17 protein-coding genes are annotated in these 21,741 nt (G+C 74.4%); 7 read left to right on the top strand and 10 right to left on the bottom strand.

Annotation, left to right across the window (positions count from 1 at the left end; translation table 11 throughout):
- Positions 1 to 13: 13 nt before the first annotated feature.
- Genes AB0H28_RS22595 through wecB form a run of 3 tightly spaced genes read right to left on the bottom strand, consistent with a single transcriptional unit; the run spans position 14 to position 4,733 of the window.
- A complete protein-coding gene (locus AB0H28_RS22595) occupies positions 14 to 2,140 on the bottom strand; it encodes a glycosyltransferase family 1 protein (RefSeq protein ID WP_358043431.1) in 2,127 nt (708 codons plus the stop codon).
- Positions 2,137 to 3,609, bottom strand: a complete 1,473-nt coding sequence (locus AB0H28_RS22590) for a glycosyltransferase (RefSeq protein WP_358043428.1) — start codon at positions 3,607 to 3,609, stop codon at positions 2,137 to 2,139. Before AB0H28_RS22590 ends, AB0H28_RS22595 begins: the two co-directional genes overlap by 4 nt.
- 41 nt (positions 3,610 to 3,650) lie before the next feature.
- On the bottom strand, positions 3,651 to 4,733 hold the full coding sequence (wecB, locus tag AB0H28_RS22585; protein WP_358043425.1) for a UDP-N-acetylglucosamine 2-epimerase (non-hydrolyzing): 1,083 nt from the start codon (positions 4,731 to 4,733) through the stop codon (positions 3,651 to 3,653).
- A gap of 217 nt (positions 4,734 to 4,950) precedes the next feature.
- On the opposite strand from wecB, the gene AB0H28_RS22580 reads away from it, so the two are divergent.
- Entirely contained in the window at positions 4,951 to 6,849 is a 1,899-nt protein-coding gene (locus AB0H28_RS22580) for a hypothetical protein (RefSeq protein WP_358043422.1), read from the top strand.
- Between the two features lie 13 nt (positions 6,850 to 6,862).
- Here AB0H28_RS22580 and AB0H28_RS22575 read toward each other — a convergent pair whose 3' ends face one another.
- A complete protein-coding gene (locus AB0H28_RS22575) occupies positions 6,863 to 8,065 on the bottom strand; it encodes a hypothetical protein (protein ID WP_358043419.1) in 1,203 nt (400 codons plus the stop codon).
- Positions 8,066 to 8,363: 298 nt separating this feature from the next.
- On the opposite strand from AB0H28_RS22575, the gene AB0H28_RS22570 reads away from it, so the two are divergent.
- The 3 genes from AB0H28_RS22570 to AB0H28_RS22560 all read left to right on the top strand — a co-directional run bounded on the left by AB0H28_RS22570 (position 8,364) and on the right by AB0H28_RS22560 (position 13,168).
- Positions 8,364 to 9,932, top strand: a complete 1,569-nt coding sequence (locus AB0H28_RS22570) for a glycosyltransferase (protein WP_358043416.1) — start codon at positions 8,364 to 8,366, stop codon at positions 9,930 to 9,932.
- Between the two features lie 3 nt (positions 9,933 to 9,935).
- On the top strand, positions 9,936 to 11,219 hold the full coding sequence (locus tag AB0H28_RS22565; protein WP_358043412.1) for a nucleotide sugar dehydrogenase: 1,284 nt from the start codon (positions 9,936 to 9,938) through the stop codon (positions 11,217 to 11,219).
- Positions 11,220 to 11,419: 200 nt separating this feature from the next.
- On the top strand, positions 11,420 to 13,168 hold the full coding sequence (locus AB0H28_RS22560; protein ID WP_358043409.1) for a CDP-glycerol glycerophosphotransferase family protein: 1,749 nt from the start codon (positions 11,420 to 11,422) through the stop codon (positions 13,166 to 13,168).
- A gap of 49 nt (positions 13,169 to 13,217) precedes the next feature.
- On the opposite strand, the gene AB0H28_RS22555 is transcribed toward AB0H28_RS22560, so the two are convergent.
- Positions 13,218 to 13,760, bottom strand: coding sequence for an acyltransferase (locus AB0H28_RS22555; protein ID WP_358043406.1), 543 nt, complete (start codon positions 13,758 to 13,760; stop codon positions 13,218 to 13,220).
- A gap of 1 nt (position 13,761) precedes the next feature.
- On the bottom strand, positions 13,762 to 14,166 hold the full coding sequence (locus tag AB0H28_RS22550) for a DUF952 domain-containing protein (protein ID WP_358043403.1): 405 nt from the start codon (positions 14,164 to 14,166) through the stop codon (positions 13,762 to 13,764).
- An 84-nt stretch (positions 14,167 to 14,250) separates the two neighbouring features.
- Between AB0H28_RS22550 and AB0H28_RS22545 the strand changes: the two genes are divergently transcribed.
- Together AB0H28_RS22545 and AB0H28_RS22540 are read left to right on the top strand one after the other, a co-directional pair.
- Positions 14,251 to 14,907 carry a response regulator transcription factor gene (locus AB0H28_RS22545; protein WP_358043400.1) on the top strand — a complete coding sequence of 219 codons (657 nt, stop codon included), beginning with the start codon at positions 14,251 to 14,253 and terminating at the stop codon, positions 14,905 to 14,907.
- Between the two features lie 11 nt (positions 14,908 to 14,918).
- Entirely contained in the window at positions 14,919 to 16,352 is a 1,434-nt protein-coding gene (locus AB0H28_RS22540) for an ATP-binding protein (protein WP_358043397.1), read from the top strand.
- A 6-nt stretch (positions 16,353 to 16,358) separates the two neighbouring features.
- On the opposite strand, the gene AB0H28_RS22535 is transcribed toward AB0H28_RS22540, so the two are convergent.
- The 4 genes from AB0H28_RS22535 to AB0H28_RS22520 all read right to left on the bottom strand — a co-directional run bounded on the left by AB0H28_RS22535 (position 16,359) and on the right by AB0H28_RS22520 (position 20,517).
- Positions 16,359 to 17,321: a TAXI family TRAP transporter solute-binding subunit gene (locus AB0H28_RS22535; RefSeq protein ID WP_358043394.1), complete on the bottom strand. Its 963-nt coding sequence runs from the start codon at positions 17,319 to 17,321 to the stop codon at positions 16,359 to 16,361.
- A gap of 35 nt (positions 17,322 to 17,356) precedes the next feature.
- Positions 17,357 to 18,010, bottom strand: a complete 654-nt coding sequence (locus tag AB0H28_RS22530; RefSeq protein WP_358043391.1) for a hypothetical protein — start codon at positions 18,008 to 18,010, stop codon at positions 17,357 to 17,359.
- A gap of 97 nt (positions 18,011 to 18,107) precedes the next feature.
- Complete coding sequence (gene yaaA / locus AB0H28_RS22525) at positions 18,108 to 18,911, bottom strand: peroxide stress protein YaaA (protein ID WP_358043470.1); 804 nt, start codon at positions 18,909 to 18,911, stop codon at positions 18,108 to 18,110.
- 16 nt (positions 18,912 to 18,927) lie between these two features.
- The gene (locus AB0H28_RS22520; protein WP_358043388.1) at positions 18,928 to 20,517 is read right to left on the bottom strand and encodes a hypothetical protein; all 1,590 of its coding nucleotides are present in this window, start codon (positions 20,515 to 20,517) and stop codon (positions 18,928 to 18,930) included.
- A 119-nt stretch (positions 20,518 to 20,636) separates the two neighbouring features.
- On the opposite strand from AB0H28_RS22520, the gene AB0H28_RS22515 reads away from it, so the two are divergent.
- Positions 20,637 to 21,674: a phosphatase domain-containing protein gene (locus AB0H28_RS22515; protein ID WP_358043385.1), complete on the top strand. Its 1,038-nt coding sequence runs from the start codon at positions 20,637 to 20,639 to the stop codon at positions 21,672 to 21,674.
- Positions 21,675 to 21,741 lie beyond the last annotated feature (67 nt).

Here is a 21,741-nt window from a genome sequence, read left to right as displayed (position 1 = left end):
CGCCGTCGCGCGGTCAGGAACCGAGCAGCAGCCGGTCGAAGTGGTGCTGCACCACCGACCAGTCCCACTCGCGCAGCGCGTACTCCGACGCGTCGCGGCCGGCGGCGCGCCACGACTCCTCGGTCGCGGTGGTCTCCAGGATCCGCTCCACCGCCTCCTCCGGACTGCCGATGACCCAGCCGTTCGGGTAGAGCGTGCGGGCGCTGTTCGGCCGCCCGGCGAAGAACGGCCAGTCCCGCACCACCGGGACGGCGCCGCTGGCCGCCCCCTCCATCAGACCGCAGTGGCAGCCCTCGCGCACCGACGAGCTGATGATGACGCCGATGTCGCTGAGCATCTTCGGCACCTCGCTGGTGGGCCCGAGCCGACGCACCGCGCCGTCCGCCTCGAACTCCGCCACGTCGCGGTTGAACGCCTCCAGGTATTCCCGGCTGGCCACGCTCACGTTGGGGTTCATGTCGCCGCCCACCAGCAGCAGCCGGTACCGCTCGTCGCGCTTGCGCAGCAGCCGCAGCACCTCGATCGCCCAGCGCGGATCCTTGGCGACCTGGCTGATGCCCACCATGCCGAGCTGGAAACGGGCCTCCGACGGCTTGTCGATCTGGAACCCGCGCAGGTCCATCGCGTTGTCCAGCACGTGCATGCGCGGCCCGTCCGGTCCCTTGAGGTAGGGCACCAGGGTGGTGGTGAGATCCCGGATGTGGTCGGCCACGAAGACCAGGTCGTCGATCCGGGAGAAGTCCACCATGTACGGCCAGCGCGACAACGCCTCGTAGCTGTGCAGCCGGACGATGATCCGGGTGGTGCCCGGGTCGACCATGGTGAACAACGCGGCCGGCGCCACGCACCAGTCCACGAAGACCGTGTCCGCCCAGTCGAGGTAGGGGCGCAGCCGCTCCTCCGCCTTGTCGCCGTAGGCCGTGGAGTCGGCCGACAGGCGGTGCTCCAGCATCGGCTTCGACGCCCAGGTCACGCTCTTGAGTGCGGCGTTCGCCGCCAGGTCGACGAAGCGGACCTCGACCCCCGGGTGGGCGTCGTAGTAGGACCGGATCAGTTTCAGGAAGTTGTCGTTGGCGCTGGTGGCGATCAGCAGCCGCAGCGGCCGGTCGGTCGGCGGCGGCGCCGCCGGCTGGAGCCGGCCGCGCGGGCTCGCCACGGTGGTCGCGGCCAGCGAACGGCGGAACGGCGTGATGAAGCCCTCCGGGTCCTCGGCCAGGGGCGAGGTGAGCTGGTCGATGTGCAGCACCCGGTCGAAGGCGAGCGTCATGGCGCGGTTGAGCAGATCGGCGGCGGCGGTGTTCTCGTCCGCCCGGTGTCGCTGGTCGGCCACCTTGAGCAGCGCCTCGACCGCGCCGTTCAGATCGCGCGGCGGCATGCCGGCCTTGAGTTCGCGGCTGGCCGCCTCGCCGAGCATCCGAGCCCGCGCCGCGGGTGTGCGCAGCTTGCTCGCCGTGGCGGTGAGGACCATGGCCTCACCGTCGGGCCGGTCCGCCCAGGCCATACCCTTCGCGACCTGCCGGGCGACCTTGGTGCGCATCGAGTCGGGCACCTTCGGCGCCTTCAACGCGCTCAGCCAGAGCTGGGTGCCGGCCTTGCTGCGCATGATCGGCCGGGCGGTGACCGCGTTCACTGCGGCCCGCGGGGCACCGCTGATCAGGCGGTTGACGCTCTGGCGCACCAGCGTGGTGGAGGGGATGCCGTTGGCCAGCCGCTGGAGCGGGCCGGTGCCGTGGCGGCCCTTACGTTCGGCCAGCGCCTGCACCGCGGCCTGGATGCCGTAGCGGGCGTCGGCGGAGCGGTTGCGCTGGGCGAACCGCCACACCGTGTAGACCGCGTGGGCGTCGAGGGCGACCAGGACGTCCGCGGTGCGGGCGCGTTCCCGGGCCCACGGCTCCCGCCGGATCCGGCTCCACACCCGTTCCCCGGGCACCTGCCGGGCCAGGGTGCGCGTCGGCGAGTCCTTCGCGATGTCCGCCGGCAGCGCGCACACCCCGTCGAGGTGCAGGTCCTCCGCCATCTCGTCCGGCTTCAGCGCGCCGACCAGGTGGACGGTCGCGCCGGCCTCGCGCAGCCGCCGCACCGCCGTGCTGAGAATTCCCGCCTGCGGGGCCACCCCCGTCACCAGCAACACGTCGCTCATGCGCGCACCCCACCGGATCGTTCGTTCTGCTCCATCGTCGAGTCTGCCTCCGACGGGTGCACCACCGCGCCGTTGACCGGCAGGTCGTGCGGTTCCGCCAGGGCGTGCGCCGCCAGCTGCGCGACCGCGTTGCGCATCAGGATCTCCCGGGTGAACGGGTCGGCGTGGTGCCGCACCCCGGCCCGCTGCTCGTCGGTGGCCTCCACCACCATTCGGGCGGCGGCGCGGAAGCTCTCCACCAGGCGCAGCTCGTCCAGCCCGCACGCGCCCGTCCACAGTGGGTGCCCGTCGAGCACCCGGGACGCGTCGTGGTCGACCTCGTGCACCGAGACGATCGGCAGGCCGGTCGCCATGTACTCGTACACCTTGCCGGAGGTGACGTACCGGCCGCCGATGAGGATCAGCACGAGGGCATCCCAGCCGCCGTACGTCTCGGCGACCTCCGCCTTGCGCACCGGGCCGCCGAACGAGACGCCGTCGGCCGCCGCCTCGCGGATCAGCTCGGTCAGCCCGTTCGCCTCCCGGTTCGCGCCGGCGCCGATGTGCCCGCGGATCTCGAAGCGGGCGTTGCGCAGCAGCGGCTCCTGCTTGCGTGCCTCGCGCCAGGCGTCGAGCACCACCCCGAGCTGGTGGGTGGTGTAGTTGACCGTGCCCAGGTAGCCGAAGGTCAGGCCGGCCTCCGGGTCGGGCCGGCGCGGACGGATCGCCGGCACGCTGTCCCGGTCGTAGCCGTTGCGGACCACGTGCACCCGGTCCGCCACGTGCGGGTAACGCGCCCGGTAGTGGTCGGCGATCGGGTCGTTGACCACCCAGAGCGACTGGCAGTGGTCCAGGATCCGCCGCTCCCAGAGCCCCGCCTCGGAGTCGGGCGTGAAGGCCTGACCGCCGTTGACCACGTCGATCGACCAGCCGTCGCGGAAGTCCACCGCGTAGGGCACGCCATGCAGCTCCCACAGCTTCCAGGCCGCGGCCAGGTTCACGTACGGCACGCAGCTGGCCAGCAGCAGGTCGGCCGGGTGCTGGCGGTGCACGTCGAGGACCGCCCGCTCCAGCGCGCCCCGCCAGCTGCCGAACACCGGCTCCGGGAAGATCCGCTTCTCCCGCTTGCGCAGGTTGGTCAGCCACTTGGCCGGGCGCAGCGCGCGTTCCTCGCTGAACTGGCGGATGTCCGTCTCGAGGTCTTCCCGGGCCAGCGGCAGCTCGACCACCTTGATCTCGGGATCGACCTGGTCGAGGAGGCTGCAGTCGAGGCCCGAGTCCCGCTCCCAGGAGGCGGCGGTGATCGTCACCACGGTGACGTCCCAGCCGATGCGGCGGAACTGGTTGGCCGTCTCCCGCATCCGGTAGGCGCAGCTCTTGGCCGCTGGCGGGAACCCGATGGCCAGGTAGATGAGGTGGGGGCGACGACCGCGGCCAGCGGCGGGCCGCCCGTTCGCGGTGGCGTTCGACGGGTCGAGGGATGGCGTCATGGTCGGGCGAACACCCCGGGTCTCTCGGTCGGCGGGCACTGTCACTTCGCGGCGAGGGTCTCGACGACCCGCTGGGCCGCCCGGCCGTCGCCGTACGGCGTGCCCTGGGCGGCGGTAGGCGCCGGTCGGGTGGCGATGTCGATCCACTCGGCGCGGGAGTGGGCCGACGGGTCCGGCACCAGGCGGTTCCAGCCGTCCGCCAGGGTCTCGATCCACTCGGTCTCCGGCCGGAGCGTGGTGCACGGCCGGGAGAGGAGGTACGCCTCCTTCTGCAGGCCGCCGGAGTCGGTCACCACACCGGCCGAGGCGAGCACCGCGGCGACCATGCCGGCGTACGGCAGCGGGCGGCCGACGTGCACCGCGCCCCGGCCCAGCTTCAGCCCGTGCTCCTCGGCCTTGGCCACCAGCCGCGGGTGCGCCAGCAGCGCCACCGGCACGGGCAGGTCGGCCAGGCCGTCGAGCAGGGTGGCCAGCCGCGTCCGGGAGTCGGTGTTCTCCGCCCGGTGCAACGTGGCCAGGAGGTACGGCTCGTCGGCGCGGATCCCCTCGGGCAGCGCCGGCGCGGGGTGCCGGCCGGCGAGGACGGCGTCGCGGACACCGAGGCACACGTCGACCATCACGTCGCCGACCAGGACGGACCGGGCGGCCAGCCCTTCGGCGGACAGGTGCCGCATCGCCTCGTCGGACGGCGCGAGCAGCAGGTCGGCCGCGTGGTCGGTGAGGATGCGGTTGTGCTCCTCCGGCATCATCCGGTTGAACGAGCGCAGGCCCGCCTCCAGGTGGGCGACCGGCAGGTGCAGCTTCACCGCGGAGACCGCGCCGGCGAGGGTCGAGTTGGTGTCGCCGTAGACCAGCACCCAGTCCGGCTTCTCGGCCTCGAAGACCGGGTCCAGCGCGGCGAGGGCCTTGCCCGTCTGCACGCCGTGCGAGCCGGAGCCGATGCCCAGGTGGATGTCCGGGTCGGGAATGCCGAGACCGGAGAAGAACACGTCGGAGAGATCCGCGTCGTAGTGCTGGCCGGTGTGCACGATCCGGTGCTCGTGCTCGGTGGCGGCGAACGCGGCGGCGATGGGAGCGAGCTTGATCAGCTGAGGGCGTGCCCCGACGACGCTGATGACCTTCACCTGTATGACTCCTCGTGTGATCTCGTGAAAGGCAGCTAGCGCGTCGGCAGGCGCTGTCCCTTGAGTCAGAGACGAATTCTGCCTCAGTCGGACGTGACCGCCAAATTCCCGCACCGGGTGCGGGCAAGCGTCAACCACATGTCGCCCGGCCGTCACCTTCGCGTCGTCCGCCGGTGTCGCCACGCCCGCCGCAGGCCGACCCGTAGGATTCGCCGGTGTGACGACGGCACATCCCACCGGCAAGCCCACGAGCAGCCCGCCCGCCGCCCCGCCGGAAGCCGTGGCCGGGAGCGCCGCCGCACCGAGCGTACCGCCGGCCCCGCCCGCCCCGCCGCCCCCGGCGGTCACGACGGACCCGGGCGCCACTGCCGCCCCGCACCGCCGGTGGTGGCCGGGGCATCGCCTCGTCGACCTGGTCGTCGCCGTGGTGTTCGTGGTGGGCGCCTTCTGGGTCACCGGGCGGGGGTGGCTCGACGTCGACGGGCGACTGCTCGGCAGCCGCCCGGACGACCAGGGGTTCAACGAGTGGATGCTGGCGTACGCCGCGCACGCGGTGACCCACCTGGAGAATCCGTTCTTCACCACGCTGCAGAACGCGCCGGACGGCGTGAACCTGATGTCGAACGTGGGGATGCAGTTGCCGGGCGTCCTGCTGACGCCGGTCACCCTGCTCGGCGGCGCGCCGCTGTCCTACCTCGTGCTGATCACGCTGAACCTGGCCGGCACCGCCTTCGGCTGGTACTGGGTGCTCGACCGGCACCTGACCGGCAACCGGGCCGCCGCCGTCGTCGGCGGCCTGTTCTGCGGCTTCGCGCCGGCGATGGTGACCCACTCCAACGGACACCCGCACATCACCGCGCAGTGGCTGGTGCCGTTCCTGGTGTGGCGGGTCGTCCGGCTGACCCGGTCGGTCGCCCCGCTCCGGGACGGCCTGATCCTGGGCGCGCTGGTCACGGCCCAGTTCTTCATCTCCGTCGAGATCCTCTTCCTGGTCGCCCTCGGCGCGCTGATGGCCGCGGTGGCGTATCTGGCGCTGCGGCCCCGCGAGACGCTCCGGCTGGCCCCGCGGGCGCTCGGCGCGCTGGCGGTGGCCGGGGGCGTGGTGCTGCTGGTCACCGCCTACCCGCTGTGGATGCAGTTCGCCGGGCCGCAGCACCGGATCGGGCACCCGGGCGACCCGGACGTCTACACCCTGCGGCTGCGCTCGTTCGTGGCCTACGCGACGGAGTCGATCGGCGGCGGGCCGGACAGCGCCCAGGGACTCGCGCCGAACACCACCGAGCAGGCCAGCTTCTTCGGCTGGCCGGTGGTCGTGCTGGTGGCGGCGGCGGTCGTCGGGCTGCGCCGGGAACCGGCCGTCCGGGTGCTGGCCGCGGTGGCGCTGATCTCCGGCGTGTTCTCGCTCGGCTCGACGCTGAGTTGGGGGCCGGAGAAGAGCGACGTGCCCGCGCCGTTCGCGCTCCTGCACGACCTGCCGATCGTGGACGCCATGGTGATCGCCCGGTTCGCGCTGATCACCACCGTCGCGTTCGGGCTGCTGCTGGCGCTCGCCGTGGCCCGGCTCGACGGCCTGGCGGCGCGGATGCCGCGGGTGGCCGCGCCGCTGCGGCTGGTGAGCACGGCGGCGCTGGTCGGGGCGCTGCTGCCGATGCTGCCGACACCGCTGCCGGCGAAGGGACGGGTGCCGGTGCCGCAGTTCGTCATGTCCGGCGCGTGGCGTGGGTACGTCGCCGAGGGCCGGACGCTGGTGCCCGTGCCGGTGCACAACATGACCTCGATCAACTGGGGCGCCGCCGCGCTGACCGGCTTCGCCGTGCCGCAGGGCTACTTCCTCGGGCCGACCTCGCCGACCGACGACACCGGTCGCTGGGGCACCCCGCCGCGCCCGACCGCGGTGCTGCTCACCGCCATCGGCGCGGGCACCCGGCCGCCGACGGCCAGCGCCGCGGAGCGCGACCAGGCGCTGGCGGACGTGCGGTACTGGCAGGCGGACGCGGTGGTGCTGCCCCGGCACGCGCACCAGGCCGAGCTGAAGGCGTTCCTGGACGCCTGTTTCGGGCCGGGGCAGCGGGTGCGCGACGTGTGGCTGTGGGACGTGCGGCCGATCACCGGGTGAGCGACGACGCCGGTCAGGGGGAGGACGGCCAGACCAGCAGCAGGTAGCCGCCGAGGTAGGCCGAGGCGGCGGTCATCCCGACCAGGATGACCGCCGCCCGCGCGGTGCGGGCGGCGGCGAGCCCCCGGGCCACCGGGAGCAGCAGCGCGAACGCCGGCACCAGGAAGCGCGCCTTGGAGTTGAAGTATCCGGAGGCGCCGATCGTGGTGACCAGCAACAGCGCGCTGTACGCCAGCAGCGGCCAGGGCTGCCGGTCGACGACGCTCAGCGCCAGCAGGACCAGGCTGGCCGCCAGCACCGCGACGATCAGATAGAACTGGAGCTTCGCCGGCTGGTCCAGCGTCGTCCCGGTGAACCTCAGCGTGCCCGCGCCGCCGTCGAAGGTCGAGTGCCAGCCCTCGGTCTGGATCCGGAACCAGCCGTCCACCCGCCCGGTGCGCCGGCCCACCCAGCCGACGTAGCCGAGCCAGCCCAGCGGCGCCAGCAGCAGGGCCGCCGCCGGGCGCCACGTGCCCCGCCGGCGTGCCAGCGCGATCAGGCCGGCCAGCATCACCACCGGGATGAGCGCGGTCGCGGTGGGCCGGGTGGCGCCGGCGACGAGGCAGAGCACACCCGCGGTGAGCCACCGGCCGGTCAGGACCGCGTACAGCGTCCAGGCGGCCAGCGCCGTGAAGAGCGCCTCGGTGTAGGCCATCGACTCGACGATCGCGTGCGGCAGCAGACCCCAGAGGATCGCCAGCAGCACCCCGGTGCGCCGGTCGTGCAGGTGGTTGCCGACCGCGAACAGCCCCCAGGCGGCGGCCAGCGAGGCCAGCCAGGCCAGCGCGATCGCCGTGCCGCGGAACTGGAACGGGGACAGCGGCTCGGCGAGGCGGATCAGCAGCGGATAGAACGGAAAGAACGCCAGGTTGCTCTGCAGGGTCTCGGCCCGGTCGTACCCGTGCTCGGCGATGGCGAGATACCAGCTGGCGTCGGCCCGGTTGCCGATCTGTTTGGGGAACGACGCGTTGCGGGCGTCTCCCCAGACCGCCAGCGTGACGAGCCCGATCGCGCGGACGGCGGCGTAGCCCACCAGCGCCGGCCAGGCGGCGTGCAGCGCCCGCCGCAGCCGCCGGGCGCGGGTGCGGTCCTCCGGCGACCCGGTCGCCCGCCCGGTCCACTCCGCGGGTCCGGCCCCGTCGGTGACCCCGTCCCTACCGATTGCCGATTCCGTCACCAACGTGCGCCCCTCGCAGGTGTTTCAGCCCCGGGCGACACTAGCAAGCGGGCCGATCGCGCCCGCGTTCACGCGCCGGTGCCCACCGGCTGATTCCGGCTCGCCGGGGCGGCTGCCGGAGCCACCGGGCGACCGCCGCCGTGCCGTACACTCGCGGGGGTTCCGTCCGGTGCCGCGGCCGTGCGGCGCGGACGGCGCAGGCGAGGTCGCCTCAGCGCGTCGAGGATCGTCGACGCGTGCGCCCGTTGCCGGCGGCGGATCCCCGCCCACAGCGATCACGGCGATGGAGAAGGATCGGATGAGCACGCCGGACGTCAGCGTCATCGTCGCCGTCTACGACACCATGCCCTACCTGACCGCCTGCCTGGACTCGCTGGTCGGCCAGACCATCGGCCGGGACCGGCTGGAGGTGGTCGCCGTCGACGACGGCTCGACCGACGGCAGCGGCGCGGAACTGGACCGCTACGCGGAGCGTTACCCGGGCACGGTCCGGGTGCTGCACCAGGCCAACTCCGGCGGCCCGGCCGCGCCGAGCAACGTGGCGCTGGACCACGCCCGCGGCCGTTACGTCTTCTTCGTCGGCTCCGACGACCACCTCGGGCCGGAGGCCCTGGAACGGCTGGTCGACGCGGCCGACCGGTGGGACTCCGACGTGGTGCTGGGCCGGATGGTCGGCACCAACAAGCGCTACGTGCACCAGGCCGTCTACGCCAGCACGCAGGAGCGGCTCGACCTGTTCGACAGCGCGCTGCCGTGGTCGTTGTCGAACACGAAGCTGTTCCGGCGGGACCTGATCGAGCGGCACGGCCTGCGCTTCCGCACCGACATGCCGATGGGCAGCGACCAGCCGTTCACGCTGGAGGCCTGCTTCCGGGCGAAGAAGGTCTCGGTGCTCGGCGACTACGACTACTACTTCGCGGTCAAGCGGGAGAACGCCCAGAACATCACCTACGCCAGTCGCTTCGAGGAGCGGTTGCGCTGCGCCGAGGAACTCGTCGGTTTCGTCGCCGGCCTGATCGAGCCGGGGCCCCGGCGGGACGCGGTGCTGGTCCGTCACTTCACCTGGGAGGTGGCGAAGCTGCTCCGGACGGACTTCCTCGCCCTTTCGCCCGACGTGCAGCAGCAGGTCCACGACCGGGTCCGCAAGCTGGCCGAGGCGCACCTGACCGACGGGGTGCTGACCCGGATGCCGGCCGCGGAGCGGCTGCGCCTGGCGGTGGCCCGCGACGGCGGGTTGGACGCGCTGCGTGAGCTGATCGGGCAGCAGGCGGACCGGACGCTGCCCGAGGTGACGATCGCCGACGGCCGCTGGTACGCCCACCACGTCGGCTTCCGGGATCCCGCCTTCGGCTACCCGGACGACTGGTACGACGTCACCGAACGGGCCGCGACCCTGCTGGCCAAGCTGACCGCGACCGGGCTGTCCTGGGGGCGGGACGACGCCGGCGCCCGCGCCTTGGTGATCACCGCGCAGAGCCGCCGGGCCGAGCTGGCCGAGCTGAGCGCCGAGGCGCTGCGGGTCAGCGTCGGCGACCTGACGGGTGTCACGTCGGCGACGCCGGGCGGTCCCGGTACCGTCGTACGCGCGGACTTCGCGGTGGACCGGCTGCTGGCGGTCGTCGCGGCGAACGGGGAACGGCGGACCGTGCGCGCCGAGGTGTCGACCCTGGGTGGGGTCGGCTCGGCGCCGCTGCGCACCGACCGCCCCGTCGCCGCGCCCCGGCGGCTGGCCCGGCGCGGCGTCCGGCTGCACCTCGTCACGCCCACCACGAACCACAAGGGCCAGGTGATCGTCGCGATCACGCCGGTGTCCGCCGGTCGGTTCCTTGCCCGCCTGCGCCGAATCTGGCCCTCTGGAGGAAAGTAGTTCATGAACATCTGCGTCGTCGCGCTCGGAAAGATCGGTCTGCCGCTCGCCGTGCAGTTCGCCTCGAAGGGGCACCGGGTGCTCGGTGCCGACGTCTCCGAGCGGGTCGTCCAGCTGGTCAACGACGGTGCCGTGCCCTTCCCGGGCGAGGCCGACCTGGACGTCAAGCTGAAGGAGGCGGTGGCCGCCGGGCTGCTGTCGGCGACCACCGACACGGCCGCCGCGGTCGCCGAGTCGGAGGCGGTCGTGGTGGTCGTGCCGCTGTTCGTGGACGCCGAGGGCGTGCCGGACTTCGGCTGGATGGACGACGCGACCCGGGCCATCGCCCGTGGCCTCAAGCCGGGCACGCTGGTCAGCTACGAGACCACGCTGCCGGTCGGCACCACCCGCAACCGCTGGGCGGCGATGCTGTCCGAGGGCTCCGGTCTCACCGCGGGCACCGACTTCCACCTGGTGTTCAGCCCCGAGCGGGTGCTCACCGGCCGGGTCTTCGCCGACCTGCGCCGCTACCCGAAGCTGGTCGGCGGCATCGACGAGGCGTCCGCGGCGCACGGGGTGCGGTTCTACGAGGCGGTGCTCGACTTCGACGAGCGGCCCGACCTGGACCGGCCCAACGGCGTGTGGGATCTCGGCTCGGCCGAGGCGTCCGAGCTGGCCAAGCTCGCCGAGACGACCTACCGGGACGTGAACATCGGCCTGGCGAACCAGTTCGCCCGCTTCGCGGACACGGTCGGCGTCGACGTCACCAAGGTCATCGAGGCGTGCAACACCCAGCCGTACAGCCACATCCACTCGCCGGGCATCGCGGTCGGCGGTCACTGCATCCCGATCTACCCGCGGATGTACCTGTGGAACGACCCGGCGGCCACCGTGGTCCGCTCGGCCCGCGAGGCCAACGCCGCGATGCCGGACTACGCGGTCGACCTGCTCGCCGCCGCGTACGGCGACCTGACCGGGGTGGGCGTGCTGGTGCTGGGTGCCGCCTACCGGGGCGGGGTCAAGGAGACGGCGTTCTCGGGCGTCTTCCCGACCGTGGAGGCGCTGCGCCGGCGGGGCGCGATCCCGTACGTCTCCGACCCGATGTACTCCAACGAGGAGCTGGCCGCGCACGGCCTGCCCGGCTACGCCGGCGAGCCGCTCGGCGCCGCGGTGATCCAGGCCGACCACGCGGAGTACCGGAGCCTCACCCCCGCCGACCTGCCGGGCGTGACGGTGCTGGTCGACGGTCGGCGGGTCACCGATCCGGCCCGCTGGGCGGGTGTGCGACGGGTGGTCATCGGCGGCTGACCCTGGTCACCGGTGGGCCCCGGCCGTCTCGGCCGGGGCCCCGCTGCGTGCTGTGCCCGGCCGGGCCGCCGCGGGAAAGCCGTCGTCCGTTGTTCACCCACCGGACACCCCGGTAATACTTGCGTCACTTGACCCGTTTAGGGTCGCAGCCGTCCGGATCGGGCCTCACCGACACCGGCGGGCAGACAGGGAGCGTGTCGTTGTTCAGCAGAGTACGCAGCCAGCAGGGCCTCGCCGTGGTCGGCGTGACGTTCCTCGGGTACGGCGTCATGATCCTCGCCGGGGCGTTCGGCCTGGTGGTCCCGTACGCGATCGCCGCGGTGGTCGTCCTCGGCGGTGAGCTGGCGCTGGCCTCCCGGCACGCCGCCACCGCCCAGCTCGTCGCCAAGGCGGGTGTCGGCGAGACGTTCCGGCGGCTGGTCCGGGACCTGTCGGTGGTCCTGCTGGTGGTCGCCGCGGTCCGTCCCGGCGTGCTCGGCACGGTCGCGGTGCTGCTGCTGCCCGCCGCGCTGTGGACCCTCGCCGTGCTCACCACCGCCGTGACGAAGACGATCGACGGGCGGGTCGACCCGCCGGCGTACACCCGCAACATCGACCTCGGCGCGCTGCGTCGCGTCCCGGTGCCGCCGGCCTGGGCGCGGGCGCTGGCGGGTCTGCGGCTGCCGCTGCTCAACGTGCTGCTGGTGCCGGCCGCGGTGGTGGCCGCCGCGGTGGACCGGGTCGCGCCGGTGGTGGTCACCGGGCTGGTCACCCTGGTCGCCGGCCTGGTCACCGCCGCCGTGCTGGCGCTGACCGCGCTGCGCGGCCGGGGCGGCAGCCCGGGTGTGCTGCCCGCCGTGCACGACTGGATGGCCCGGGAGAAACCCGAGGTGGCGCTCTACTTCGCCGGCCCGGCCAAGGACGTCTACCAGGCCAACATGTGGCTCGCGCCGGTGGAGGCGACCGGCCGCCGCGCGGTGGTGCTGCTGCGGGCCGCGGACGCGTTCACGCAGCTCGCCGACACCCGGCTGCCGGTGATCTGCGTGCCGGCCGGGGTGGACTTCATGAACCTCGACCTCGGCTCGCTGCGGGTCGCCCTCTACGCGGCGAACGTGGGCGCCAACATCCACCTGCTGCGCGAGCCGGGGGTGAAGCACGTCTTCGTCGGGCACGGCGACAGCGACAAGGCGGCCAGCGTCAACCCGTACAGCAAGGTGTACGACGAGGTGTGGGTGGCCGGTCCGGCCGGCCGGGAGCGGTACGCCCGGGCGGGCGTGGGTGTGCTGGACCGCGACATCGTGGAGGTCGGCCGCCCGCAGCTCGCCGGCGTGCACACGTTCGGCTCCGGCGCCGCCGACCACCTGTTCACCGTGCTCTACGCGCCCACCTGGGAGGGCTGGCTGGACGACGACCCCTACCACACGTCGCTGGTGCTGATGGGAGAGCGGATCGTCGCCGGGCTGCTGGCCGCCGGGAACCTGCGGGTGGTCTACAAGCCGCACCCGCTGACCGGCACCCGCTCGCCGAAGGCGAAGGCGGCGCACGAGCGGATCGTGGCCCGGCTCCGGGCCGCCGGCGGCGAGACCGACCCGTCCTCGCTCGACGGCACCGGGCACCTGGTGGTCACCAGCCGCACGCCGTCGCTGTTCGACTGCTTCAACGTCACCGACCTGCTGGTCAGCGACGTCTCCAGCGTGGTCTCCGACTTCGTGCAGAGCGAGCGGCCGTACGTGGTGGCCAACCCGGCCGGCCTGCCCGAGGACGAGTTCCGCCGGCAGTTCCCGACCGCGCGGGCGGCGTACCTGCTCTCCGCCGACGGCGGCGAGCTGGCCAAGATCCTCGCGGTGACCCGGGGCGGGGACGACCCGCTGGCCGAGGCGCGCCGGGAGTTGAAGGAATACCTGCTCGGCCCGGCCGGCTCGAACCCGATGGACCGCTTCTTCGACGAGATCGCCCGACTCTGCGGCTGACCGACGCGGCGGGGGTGACGACCGGTCGGGTCGTCACCCCGGTCCGCGCTCAGCGCTGGTGCGGCGGGTCGTCGACGTCCCGGGAGACGACCTCGCCCTTGGCGTCCACCCAGCCCTTCGGCCGGGCCGGGTTGCCGGCGACGAGCTGGTACGGCGCGACGTCGCGGGTCACCACCGAACCGGCGGCGACCATCGCGTACTCGCCGACCTCGATGCCGCACACCAGCGTGGCGTTGGCGCCGATCGACGCGCCCCGGCGGACCAGCGTCGGGGTGATCGTCCAGTCCGGGTTCTGCGCGCGCGGCCGGAAGTCGTTGGTGAACACCGCGCAGGGGCCGACGAAGACCTCGTCCTCGATGGTCACGCCCTGGTAGACCGAGACGTTGTTCTGGATCTTCACGAGGTCGCCCACGGTGACGCCGGCGTCGACGTAGACGTTGCGGCCGATCACGCAGCCGGCGCCGACCCGGGCGCTCGATCGGACGTGCGCCAGGTGCCAGACCTTGGTGCCGTCGCCGACCTGGGCGCCGGACTCCACGTCGGCCGTCGGGTGGACGAAGACGGAGGCGGACCGGTCGTTGCTGTCAGTCATCTCAACTCGCATCGTGGTGGGGCGCGTCGCGCCGTCGGTCGGGGCTCGACGCAGCATAACGAGCACCTTCGGTGAGCAGATCGGCCACCGCGTCGGCGGCCGGCCGGTCCGCCGGCAGCGGGTGCGCGGCGACCACCGCGGCGACCGGCAGCGCGGCGTACAGGTGCGGGAAGAGCGCCCCGCCCCGGGACGCCTCCCAGCGCAGCGCGTCGCCGAGCCGCGCCTCGTCCACGGCGAGCAGGATGATACCGGTGACCCCGGCGAAGTGGCGGCGCGCGGTCTCCACCACCTGGTCGGCGGCGGACAGGTGCAGGTAGCCGTCCTGCCGGTCCAGCGCGGTGCCGGGGAACCGCCCGGCCGCCCGTGCCTGCCGCCACTCGTCGTCGGCGAGAATCTTGTAGATCACCACCGCAGCCTAGAGCGGCCTCGCGTCCCGGCGGCGGGTCTGCCACCATTCCCAGGGCAGCGGGTCGAGCGGACGGAGGCAGGGGTGCGGATCCTCCTGGTCGAGGACGACCGTCGGGTCGCCGCGGCGTTGTCGTCCGCGCTGACCCGCCGCGGCTACCAGGTGGAGCACGCGGCCACCGTCGCCGCCGCGCTCTCCGCCGCCCCCTGCGACCTGGTGCTGCTCGACCTGACGCTGCCCGACGGCGACGGCACCGACCTGTGCCGGGAGCTGCGCCGGCGCAGCAGCCAGCTCGGCATCATCGCGGTGACCGCCCGGGGCGAGGAACGCGACCGGGTGCTGGGCCTGCGGCTCGGCGCCGACGACTACGTGGTGAAGCCGTTCTCGATGGTGGAGTTGCAGGCCCGGATCGAGGCGGTGCTGCGCCGCGCGTCGCACACCGTCCCGGAACGCCACCTGATCGAGGCGGGCCCGGTCCGCATCGACGTGGGCGGCCGGACGGTGAGCGTGGCCGGCCGGGCGGTGACCCTGACCCGCAAGGAGTTCGACATCCTGCTCTCGCTGGCCCGCCAGCCCGGGGTGGCCGTGCCGCGGGACCGGATCCTGCTCGACGCCTGGGGCACCGTCTGGGCCGACCGGCACACCGTCGAGGTGCACGTCGGTTCGCTGCGCGGCAAGCTCGGCGACCCGACGCTCGTGGAGACCGTACGCGGGGTCGGCTACCGGCTCCGCCGCGGATAGCGGGGGCCCGGGTGCGCCGCCGGCTGGTGATCAGCTACCTGCTGCTGATGGTGCTGGTGCTGTTCGCGCTGGAGACCCCGCTGGCGGTCACGCTGGCCTCCCGGGAGACCGACCGGGTCCGCGCCGACCGGCTCGCCGACGCCACCCGCTTCGCCTCGCTGGCCGGGCCGGCGCTGCGCGGCGGCAGCCCCGGCCCGCTCGGCGCGGAACTGGCCGCCTACGACGACCTCTACCACATCGGCGCGGCAGTGGTGGACCGCGACCGCCGCACCGTGGCCGCCTCGCCCCGGTGGGATCCGGGCCCGGGCACCGGACCGGCTGTCGACACCGCGCTGTCCGGGCAGCAGTTCAGCGGTCCCGAGTCGGTCTGGCCCTGGGAGGACGGGCCACTGGTGACCGCGGTGCCGATCAACGACGGCGGTGAGGTGCTCGGCGCGGTGGTCACCAGCACGCCGGCGGGCCCGGTGCGCCGCACCGTCACCCTGTGGTGGCTGATGCTGGCCGGGATCGGCCTGCTCGCGGTGCTGGCCTGCGTCTCCACCGCGTTCGGGCTGGCCGGCTGGGTGCTGCGCCCGGTCACCGAGCTGGACACCGCGACCCACGAGATCGCCGAGGGACGTCGCACCGCCCGGGTCCGGCCCCGACTCGGCCCGCCCGAGCTGCGCCGGCTGGCGACCAGCTTCAACGACATGGTCGACGCGGTCTCCGACGTGATGGACCGGCAGCGGGCCTTCGTCGCGCACGCCAGCCACCAGTTGCGCAACCCGTTGACCGCGCTGCGGCTGCGGGTGGAGGAGTTGGGGCCCAGCCTCACCGACCCGGACGGCCGGGCCGAGCACCGGCTGGCGCTGGAGGAGACCGACCGGCTGGCCACCCTGCTCGACGCGCTGCTCACCCTGGCCCGCGCCGAGCGGGAGGAGAACCAGCGGATCAGCGTGGACGCCGGCGCGGTGGCCGCGTCCCGGGTCGCGGCCTGGCTGCCGCTGGCCCGGCACCGGGCGGTCACGCTCCGGCTCGACGCCGGCGGCGCCCCCGCGTACGCGCGGACCGTGCCGACCGCCATCGACCAGGCGCTCGACGCCCTGATCGACAACGCGGTCAAGTTCAGCGGCGCCGGGGGAGAGGTGACGGTGACCGTACGCCCCGCCGACGGCGGGACGGAGCTGACCGTGGCCGACACCGGCCCCGGCATGACGGCCAGCCAGCTCGACCAGGCCACCGAGCGGTTCTGGCGGGCGCCGGACGCGCAGAACGTGGACGGCGCGGGGCTGGGGCTGGCCATCGCCGCGGTGCTCGTCGACGCGTCCGACGGCCGGCTCACCATGCGCCAGGGCGCGCCGCGGGGGCTGGTCGCCGAGCTGTGGTTCCCGGCGCCGCCCGACGAACCGGCCACCCTCGACGCGGCCGGCGAGCCGGCGCGCGCCGGCGCGTCGGTCGACCGCTGAGCCCGGTCAGGGCTTGGTGTCGCGATACCACCGCGCCGCGCCCGGATGCAGCGGCAGCGGGGTGGTCACGATTGCCGACCGGGGACTCATCCGACCGGCCGCCGGATGCGCCGCGGCCAGTTCCTCCCGCCGGTCCATCAGCAGCCGGGTCACGTCGCGCACCAGCGCGGCGGGCAGGTCGGCGTTGACGATCAGGTAGTTCGGGTTCGCCACCGTGCTGACCGGGTCCGCCCGGTAGATCGAGCGGGGAATGTCGCGGGTCACGTAGACCTGCCCGTACGCGCGCCGCAACGGCTCGGTCCACTCACCCAGGTCGACCATCCGCAGCGAGGTCCGCTGGGCCAGGTCGGCGACGCCGCGCACCGGCAGGCCGCCGGAGAAGAAGAACGCGTCGATCCGGCCGTCGCGCAACGCGGCCAGCGAATCGTCCAACCCGAGGCGCTCGTGGCGGACCCGGTCGCCGCCGAGCTGCGCCACCGCCAGCAGCCGGGTGGAGGTGACCTCGGTGCCGGAACCGTCAGCGCCCACCGAGACCCGCCGGCCCCGCAGGTCGGCGAGCGTGCGCACCGGGCCACCGGCGGTGGTGACCAGATGCAGCAGGTCGTCGTAGACCCGGGCCACGGCGAGCACCGCCGGGTGCTCCGGCTCGCGCGGCGGAAGCACGTCGGCCTGGGTGAACCCCAGCTCCGCCTCGCCCGCGCCGACCAGCCGGACGTTCTGCGCGGAGGCCGCGGTGACCAGCACCTCGGCCCGCACCCCGGGCAGCTCCCGGTTGAGCAGGGCGGCCAGCGACTGGCCGAAGGCGTGGTAGACGGCGGTCGGGCTGCCGGTGGCGATCCGGATCCGCACCGGCTCGGTGGGCTCGTCCCGGCAGCCGGTGAGGCCGGCGACGAGGAGCAGCAGCAACGCCAGCGGGGCCGCGGCCCGGCGCCGGCCGGGTAGGGACCACTGGCGGCTCACCCGCTGCACTCTGCGCCGCGCACCCGCCGTCGCGCAAGCCCGGGTCAGCCCAGCCGGGCGCTCTCGGTGATCCGGGCCCGGTGCTCACCATTGGGCACGCTCACCAGGAAGCAGCCCGACCCGGGCCGCAGCACCGCCGGCACGTCGAGCAGCGCCGCACCGCGCACCAGCACCGCCGCCAGGTCACGGTCGGCCAGCCGGATGCCCAGACAGTGCCGGCGTACGTGCCGGCCGCCGGCGAGCAGCGCCGCCCGCCACGCCGAGGCCGCCAGCCGGGGGCGCCAGAGCCGGCGTGCCGTCGATGCGCCGGGCACCGGACCGCCGAGCAGTTCCCGGCGGCCCTGCCGCCAGCCGGCCGTGAGTAGATTCGCGTACGCCGACCGGTGCTCCCCGGGCACCGACAGCCGGTGCAGCTCGTAGCGGCGGCGCAGGCCACCCGTGCTCAGCTCGTGCTCCACCGGCAGGTCGAGCCGGCGCAGCAGCTGCCGCATCCGGTGCGCCGCGTCCTCCCGGTTGAACTCGGCGATCCCGCCCCGGTACGGGCCGGCGTCGAGCCGGCGGCCGGCGGCGGCCGGTGGCGGCGTGCAGCGCACCAGGCAGGCGACCTCGAACGCGTCGGCCAGGGTCAGCCAGTCCAGCGGCGGGGCCGGCGACGACGGGCGGGGCCGGTCGAGCAGCGAGGTGGGCTCGGAGAGCATCGGCTCAGCTCCTTGGTCGGCGTGGTGGTGCCTCTACCGTGGCCGCCCAGGCCGGGCCGGGGAACCGCTGCGGCCGAGCCTTGAGGAAAACTTGCGCTCAGAGGTCGGTGACCACCAGGTCGAGCTGCCGGGGCCGGCCGGCCGTGCGGGGCGCCTCCTCGACCGCGTACGTCAGCTCGCGCAGCGCCGCCACCAGCGCGTCGGCGCTGCGCGGGCGGACGCCGGCGAGGAGCAGGTCGCGCACCAGTCGGCCCTTCGTCGCCTTGTTGAAGTGGCTCACCACCGACCGCACCGGCGTCCCGTCGACGGTCCGTTCGTGCAGCACCCGCACCGTCACCGTGCGGTCGGCGACCGCCCCGCGCGGCGTCCACGTGGCCGCGTACGCGCCGGAGCGCAGGTCCAGCACCGGCCCGTTTCCCGCGGCTGCGGTCAGGACCGGTCCCAGCGCGGCCCGCCAGTACGCCGACAGCGCGCCGACCCCCGGCAGCCGCGCCCCGACCGGGCACCGGTAGGGCGGGACGCGGTCGGTGAGCCGGAGCGCGCCCCATAGGCCGGAGCTGATCAGCACCGACCGCCGGGCGGCCCGCTCCGCCGCCGGGGGCAGCGTGGCCAGGTCGAGCGCCTCGTAGAGCACCCCGGTGTAGAGCCGCCCGGCCGGCGCGGTGGCCGCCGCCCGCAGCCGCGCGTTGCGGCGCAGCTCGCCGCGCTGCCCCTCGCTCAGGCCCAGCGTGTCGCGGGCCGCCGCGTCGTCCGCACCGGCGCAGAGGTCCACGAGCGCGGTCAGCACCGCCTCCCGGGCCGGGGTCAACTCCGGCAGCGACAGCCTCGACAGGTCCAGCCGCCGGCCGGTGCCGGCCTCGGCCTTGCCCTCGGACGGGGGGAGCAGGATGAGCACCGGCACAGCGTACGGGCCGGGCTCAGCGCCACGGCCGCACGGCACGGTCCGGGTGGTACACCCGACTGCCGCCGACCTCGGTCACCACCACCGCGTCGGCCCGCGCGCCGAGCAGCCGCCGCAGCGCGCGTTCCGCCGGCGACCCGACCGCCACCACGTAGCCGGGCCGCGCCGCCCGCCCCACCCGCCGCCAGTACGCCGGGTAGCGGTTCTGCCCCGGCGTCAGGTTGCCGTCCAGCACCCCGCAGGCGACCGCCTCGCCCGTGTTGAAGATCAACCGGTTGCAGGTCCAGTAGTCCCCGTACACCTCGTGCAGGCCGGCGCGCAGCACCGCGTCGGCGAGCCGGCGGGCGGACCGCTCCTCGGCCCGTACCCCGGGCAGGCCGGCCAGGAACGCCAGCGTGCCGGCGAGGGCGCCGGCGGTGAGCGCGGCCAGCACCGCGCCGGCCGCGACGCCGCCCGGCCGGGCCACCCGGGACGCGGTCGCCCGCCGGGCGGCGACCGCGGCCAGCCAGAGCGGCCAGAGCACCGCCGGCAACGAGATCTGCAACACCGACAGGTAGCGGGCGTTGCCCAGCGGGTCGGTCGCGGCGAGCGGGCTGCGCACGTACGCCAGCAGCGTCACCGCCGCGCCGGCGACCAGCGCGAGGATCGCGACGGCCCGGACCCGCGCGGCCGGGTCCACGGCCCGGCGGTACACGACCACGCCGAGCGCGGCGGCGGCCACCAGCAGCACCGGGTAGAGCACGCCGAACCACCGCGCCCAGCCGGCGCAGCCGTCCATCGGGCACAGCCCCCAGGCCAGGGGCACCCCCTCCAGCAGCCCGCCGTGCAGCCGCTCCGCCAGCGACGGGGCGACTCCCTCCTTCGTGCTGATCTCCCGGAACACCGACAGCGAGTCCTGTCCGGGCGGCGCCACGACGTTGTCCTTCACCACCGGCGCGATCCCGGCCAGGAAACCGGCGACCAGCAGCACGCCCGGCCAGCCGACCAGCTCCCGCGGGACGGCCAGCACCAGCGCCGCGACGGCCGCCAGCAGGTAGGGCGCGATCAGCCAGTCCGACCACAACGACAGGCCGGCGAGCAGCCCGAACGCCCCGGTGGCGAGCCAGCGGTGCCGGACCCGCCGCTGCCCGAGCGCGACCGCGATCAGCAGCATCGCCAGCACCGCCGGTTTGACCTCCGGCCGGCCGCCGACCACGGTGAGCTGGTCGCGGACCACCCGCTCCGAACCCAGCGCCAGCAGGCCCACCACGACCACGGCCAGCCAGGGCGAGAACAGCCGACGGGTCAACCGGTAGGCCAGCCACAGGAAGACCGCGTACAGCGCGAGCAGCGGCAGCCTCAGCAGCGGCCAGCTCGGCCCGGCCCAGCCCACCAGCGGCGCGGCCAGGTACGACTCCAGCACGCCCATGTAGCGCTGCCCGTAGAGGAAGACCGGCCGTTCGTGGCCGCCGGCGATGTGCAGCGCGGCCAGGCCGAACGTCGCCTCGTCGCTGTTCGACGCCGGCACCGTGAGCAGGGTGAGCACCAGCCGGTAGCCGACCCCGGCCACGCCGATCAGCAGCGCCGCCAACGCCGGACCGTCCGGGTTGCGCTTCGCTGTCGACACGACCCACGCCCCCGTCGTCGCCCCGACCGCAGTCTGTCACGCCGGCCGCCGGCAGTCGGGGCGGATCGGTCCAGATCACTCGCGTGGCCGGGCCCCGCCGGTTGTGGCAGTGTTGCTACGTGCCACCCACACCACCGGACCAACTGGCCGTGCCGCAACTGCACCGGGCTGCGCGCATCGAGGACGCGCTGCACGGGTTCGTGGAGCGCCGGCTGCGCCGCACCGGGTGGCAGCCCAACATCATCGCGTACGCCGGGTACGGCGCCCCGGGCTGGGCGCGGGTGCTCTGCCGGGTGCTGCTGGGCCGCCCCGACACCCGCCGGGGCCGGCTGGAGAATGTCCGCGGCTGGCGCAGCTTCGCCACCCTCCCGGCCAAGCACGCCCAGGTCACCATCGAGGTCAACGGCGTGCGCCAGGAGGTGACCGCGGACCGCAGCGGCTTCGTCGACACCGTCGTCAAGGGCGACTTCACCCCCGGCTGGGGCTGCGTACGCCTCGCCGTGGCCGACGCCGAGCCGGTGGAGGCGCTGGTCCGCATCCTCGACCCGACGGTGCGCTTCGGCGTCCTGTCCGACATCGACGACACGGTCATGGTGACCGCGCTGCCCCGGCCGATGCTCGCCGCCTGGAACACGTTCGTCCTCGACGAGCACGCCCGCACCGCCGTGCCCGGCATGGCGGTGCTCTACGAGCGCCTGGCCACCGCCCACCCGGGCGCGCCGGTCTTCTACCTCTCCACCGGCGCCTGGAACGTCGCGCCGACGCTGACCCGGTTCCTGTCCCGGCACCTCTACCCGGCAGGGCCGCTGCTGCTCACCGACTGGGGGCCGACCGCCGACCGGTGGTTCCGCAGCGGCCGGGAGCACAAGCGGGCCACGCTGGCCCGGCTGGCCCGGGAGTTCCCCGAGGTGCGCTGGCTGCTCATCGGCGACGACGGGCAGCACGACCAGGAGATCTACCGGGAGTTCGCCGCCGCCCACCCGGAGAACGTGGCCGGCGTGGCGATCCGGCGGCTGTCGCCGACCCAGTCCGTCCTGGCCGGCAGCCTGCCCGCCCCGGCCGGCCGCCCCTCGGCCGGCCCGGTGGGGCAGAAGTGGCTGAGCGCCCCCGACGGCGCCGGCCTCTGGAAACTCCTCCGCGAAGCCGACCTCGTCTGACCCCACCCCACTTCGCGCTGATTCACGGAAAGAGTGGCTATTCCTCGCCGGATGGCCACTCTTTCCG

The organism is Micromonospora sp. NPDC050980 (genome assembly GCF_040653835.1).
In the GTDB taxonomy this organism is placed as follows: Bacteria; Actinomycetota; Actinomycetes; order Mycobacteriales; family Micromonosporaceae; genus Micromonospora.
Note: the sequence above shows the minus strand (reverse complement) of the source record. Positions and strands in the feature narration are given on the sequence as shown.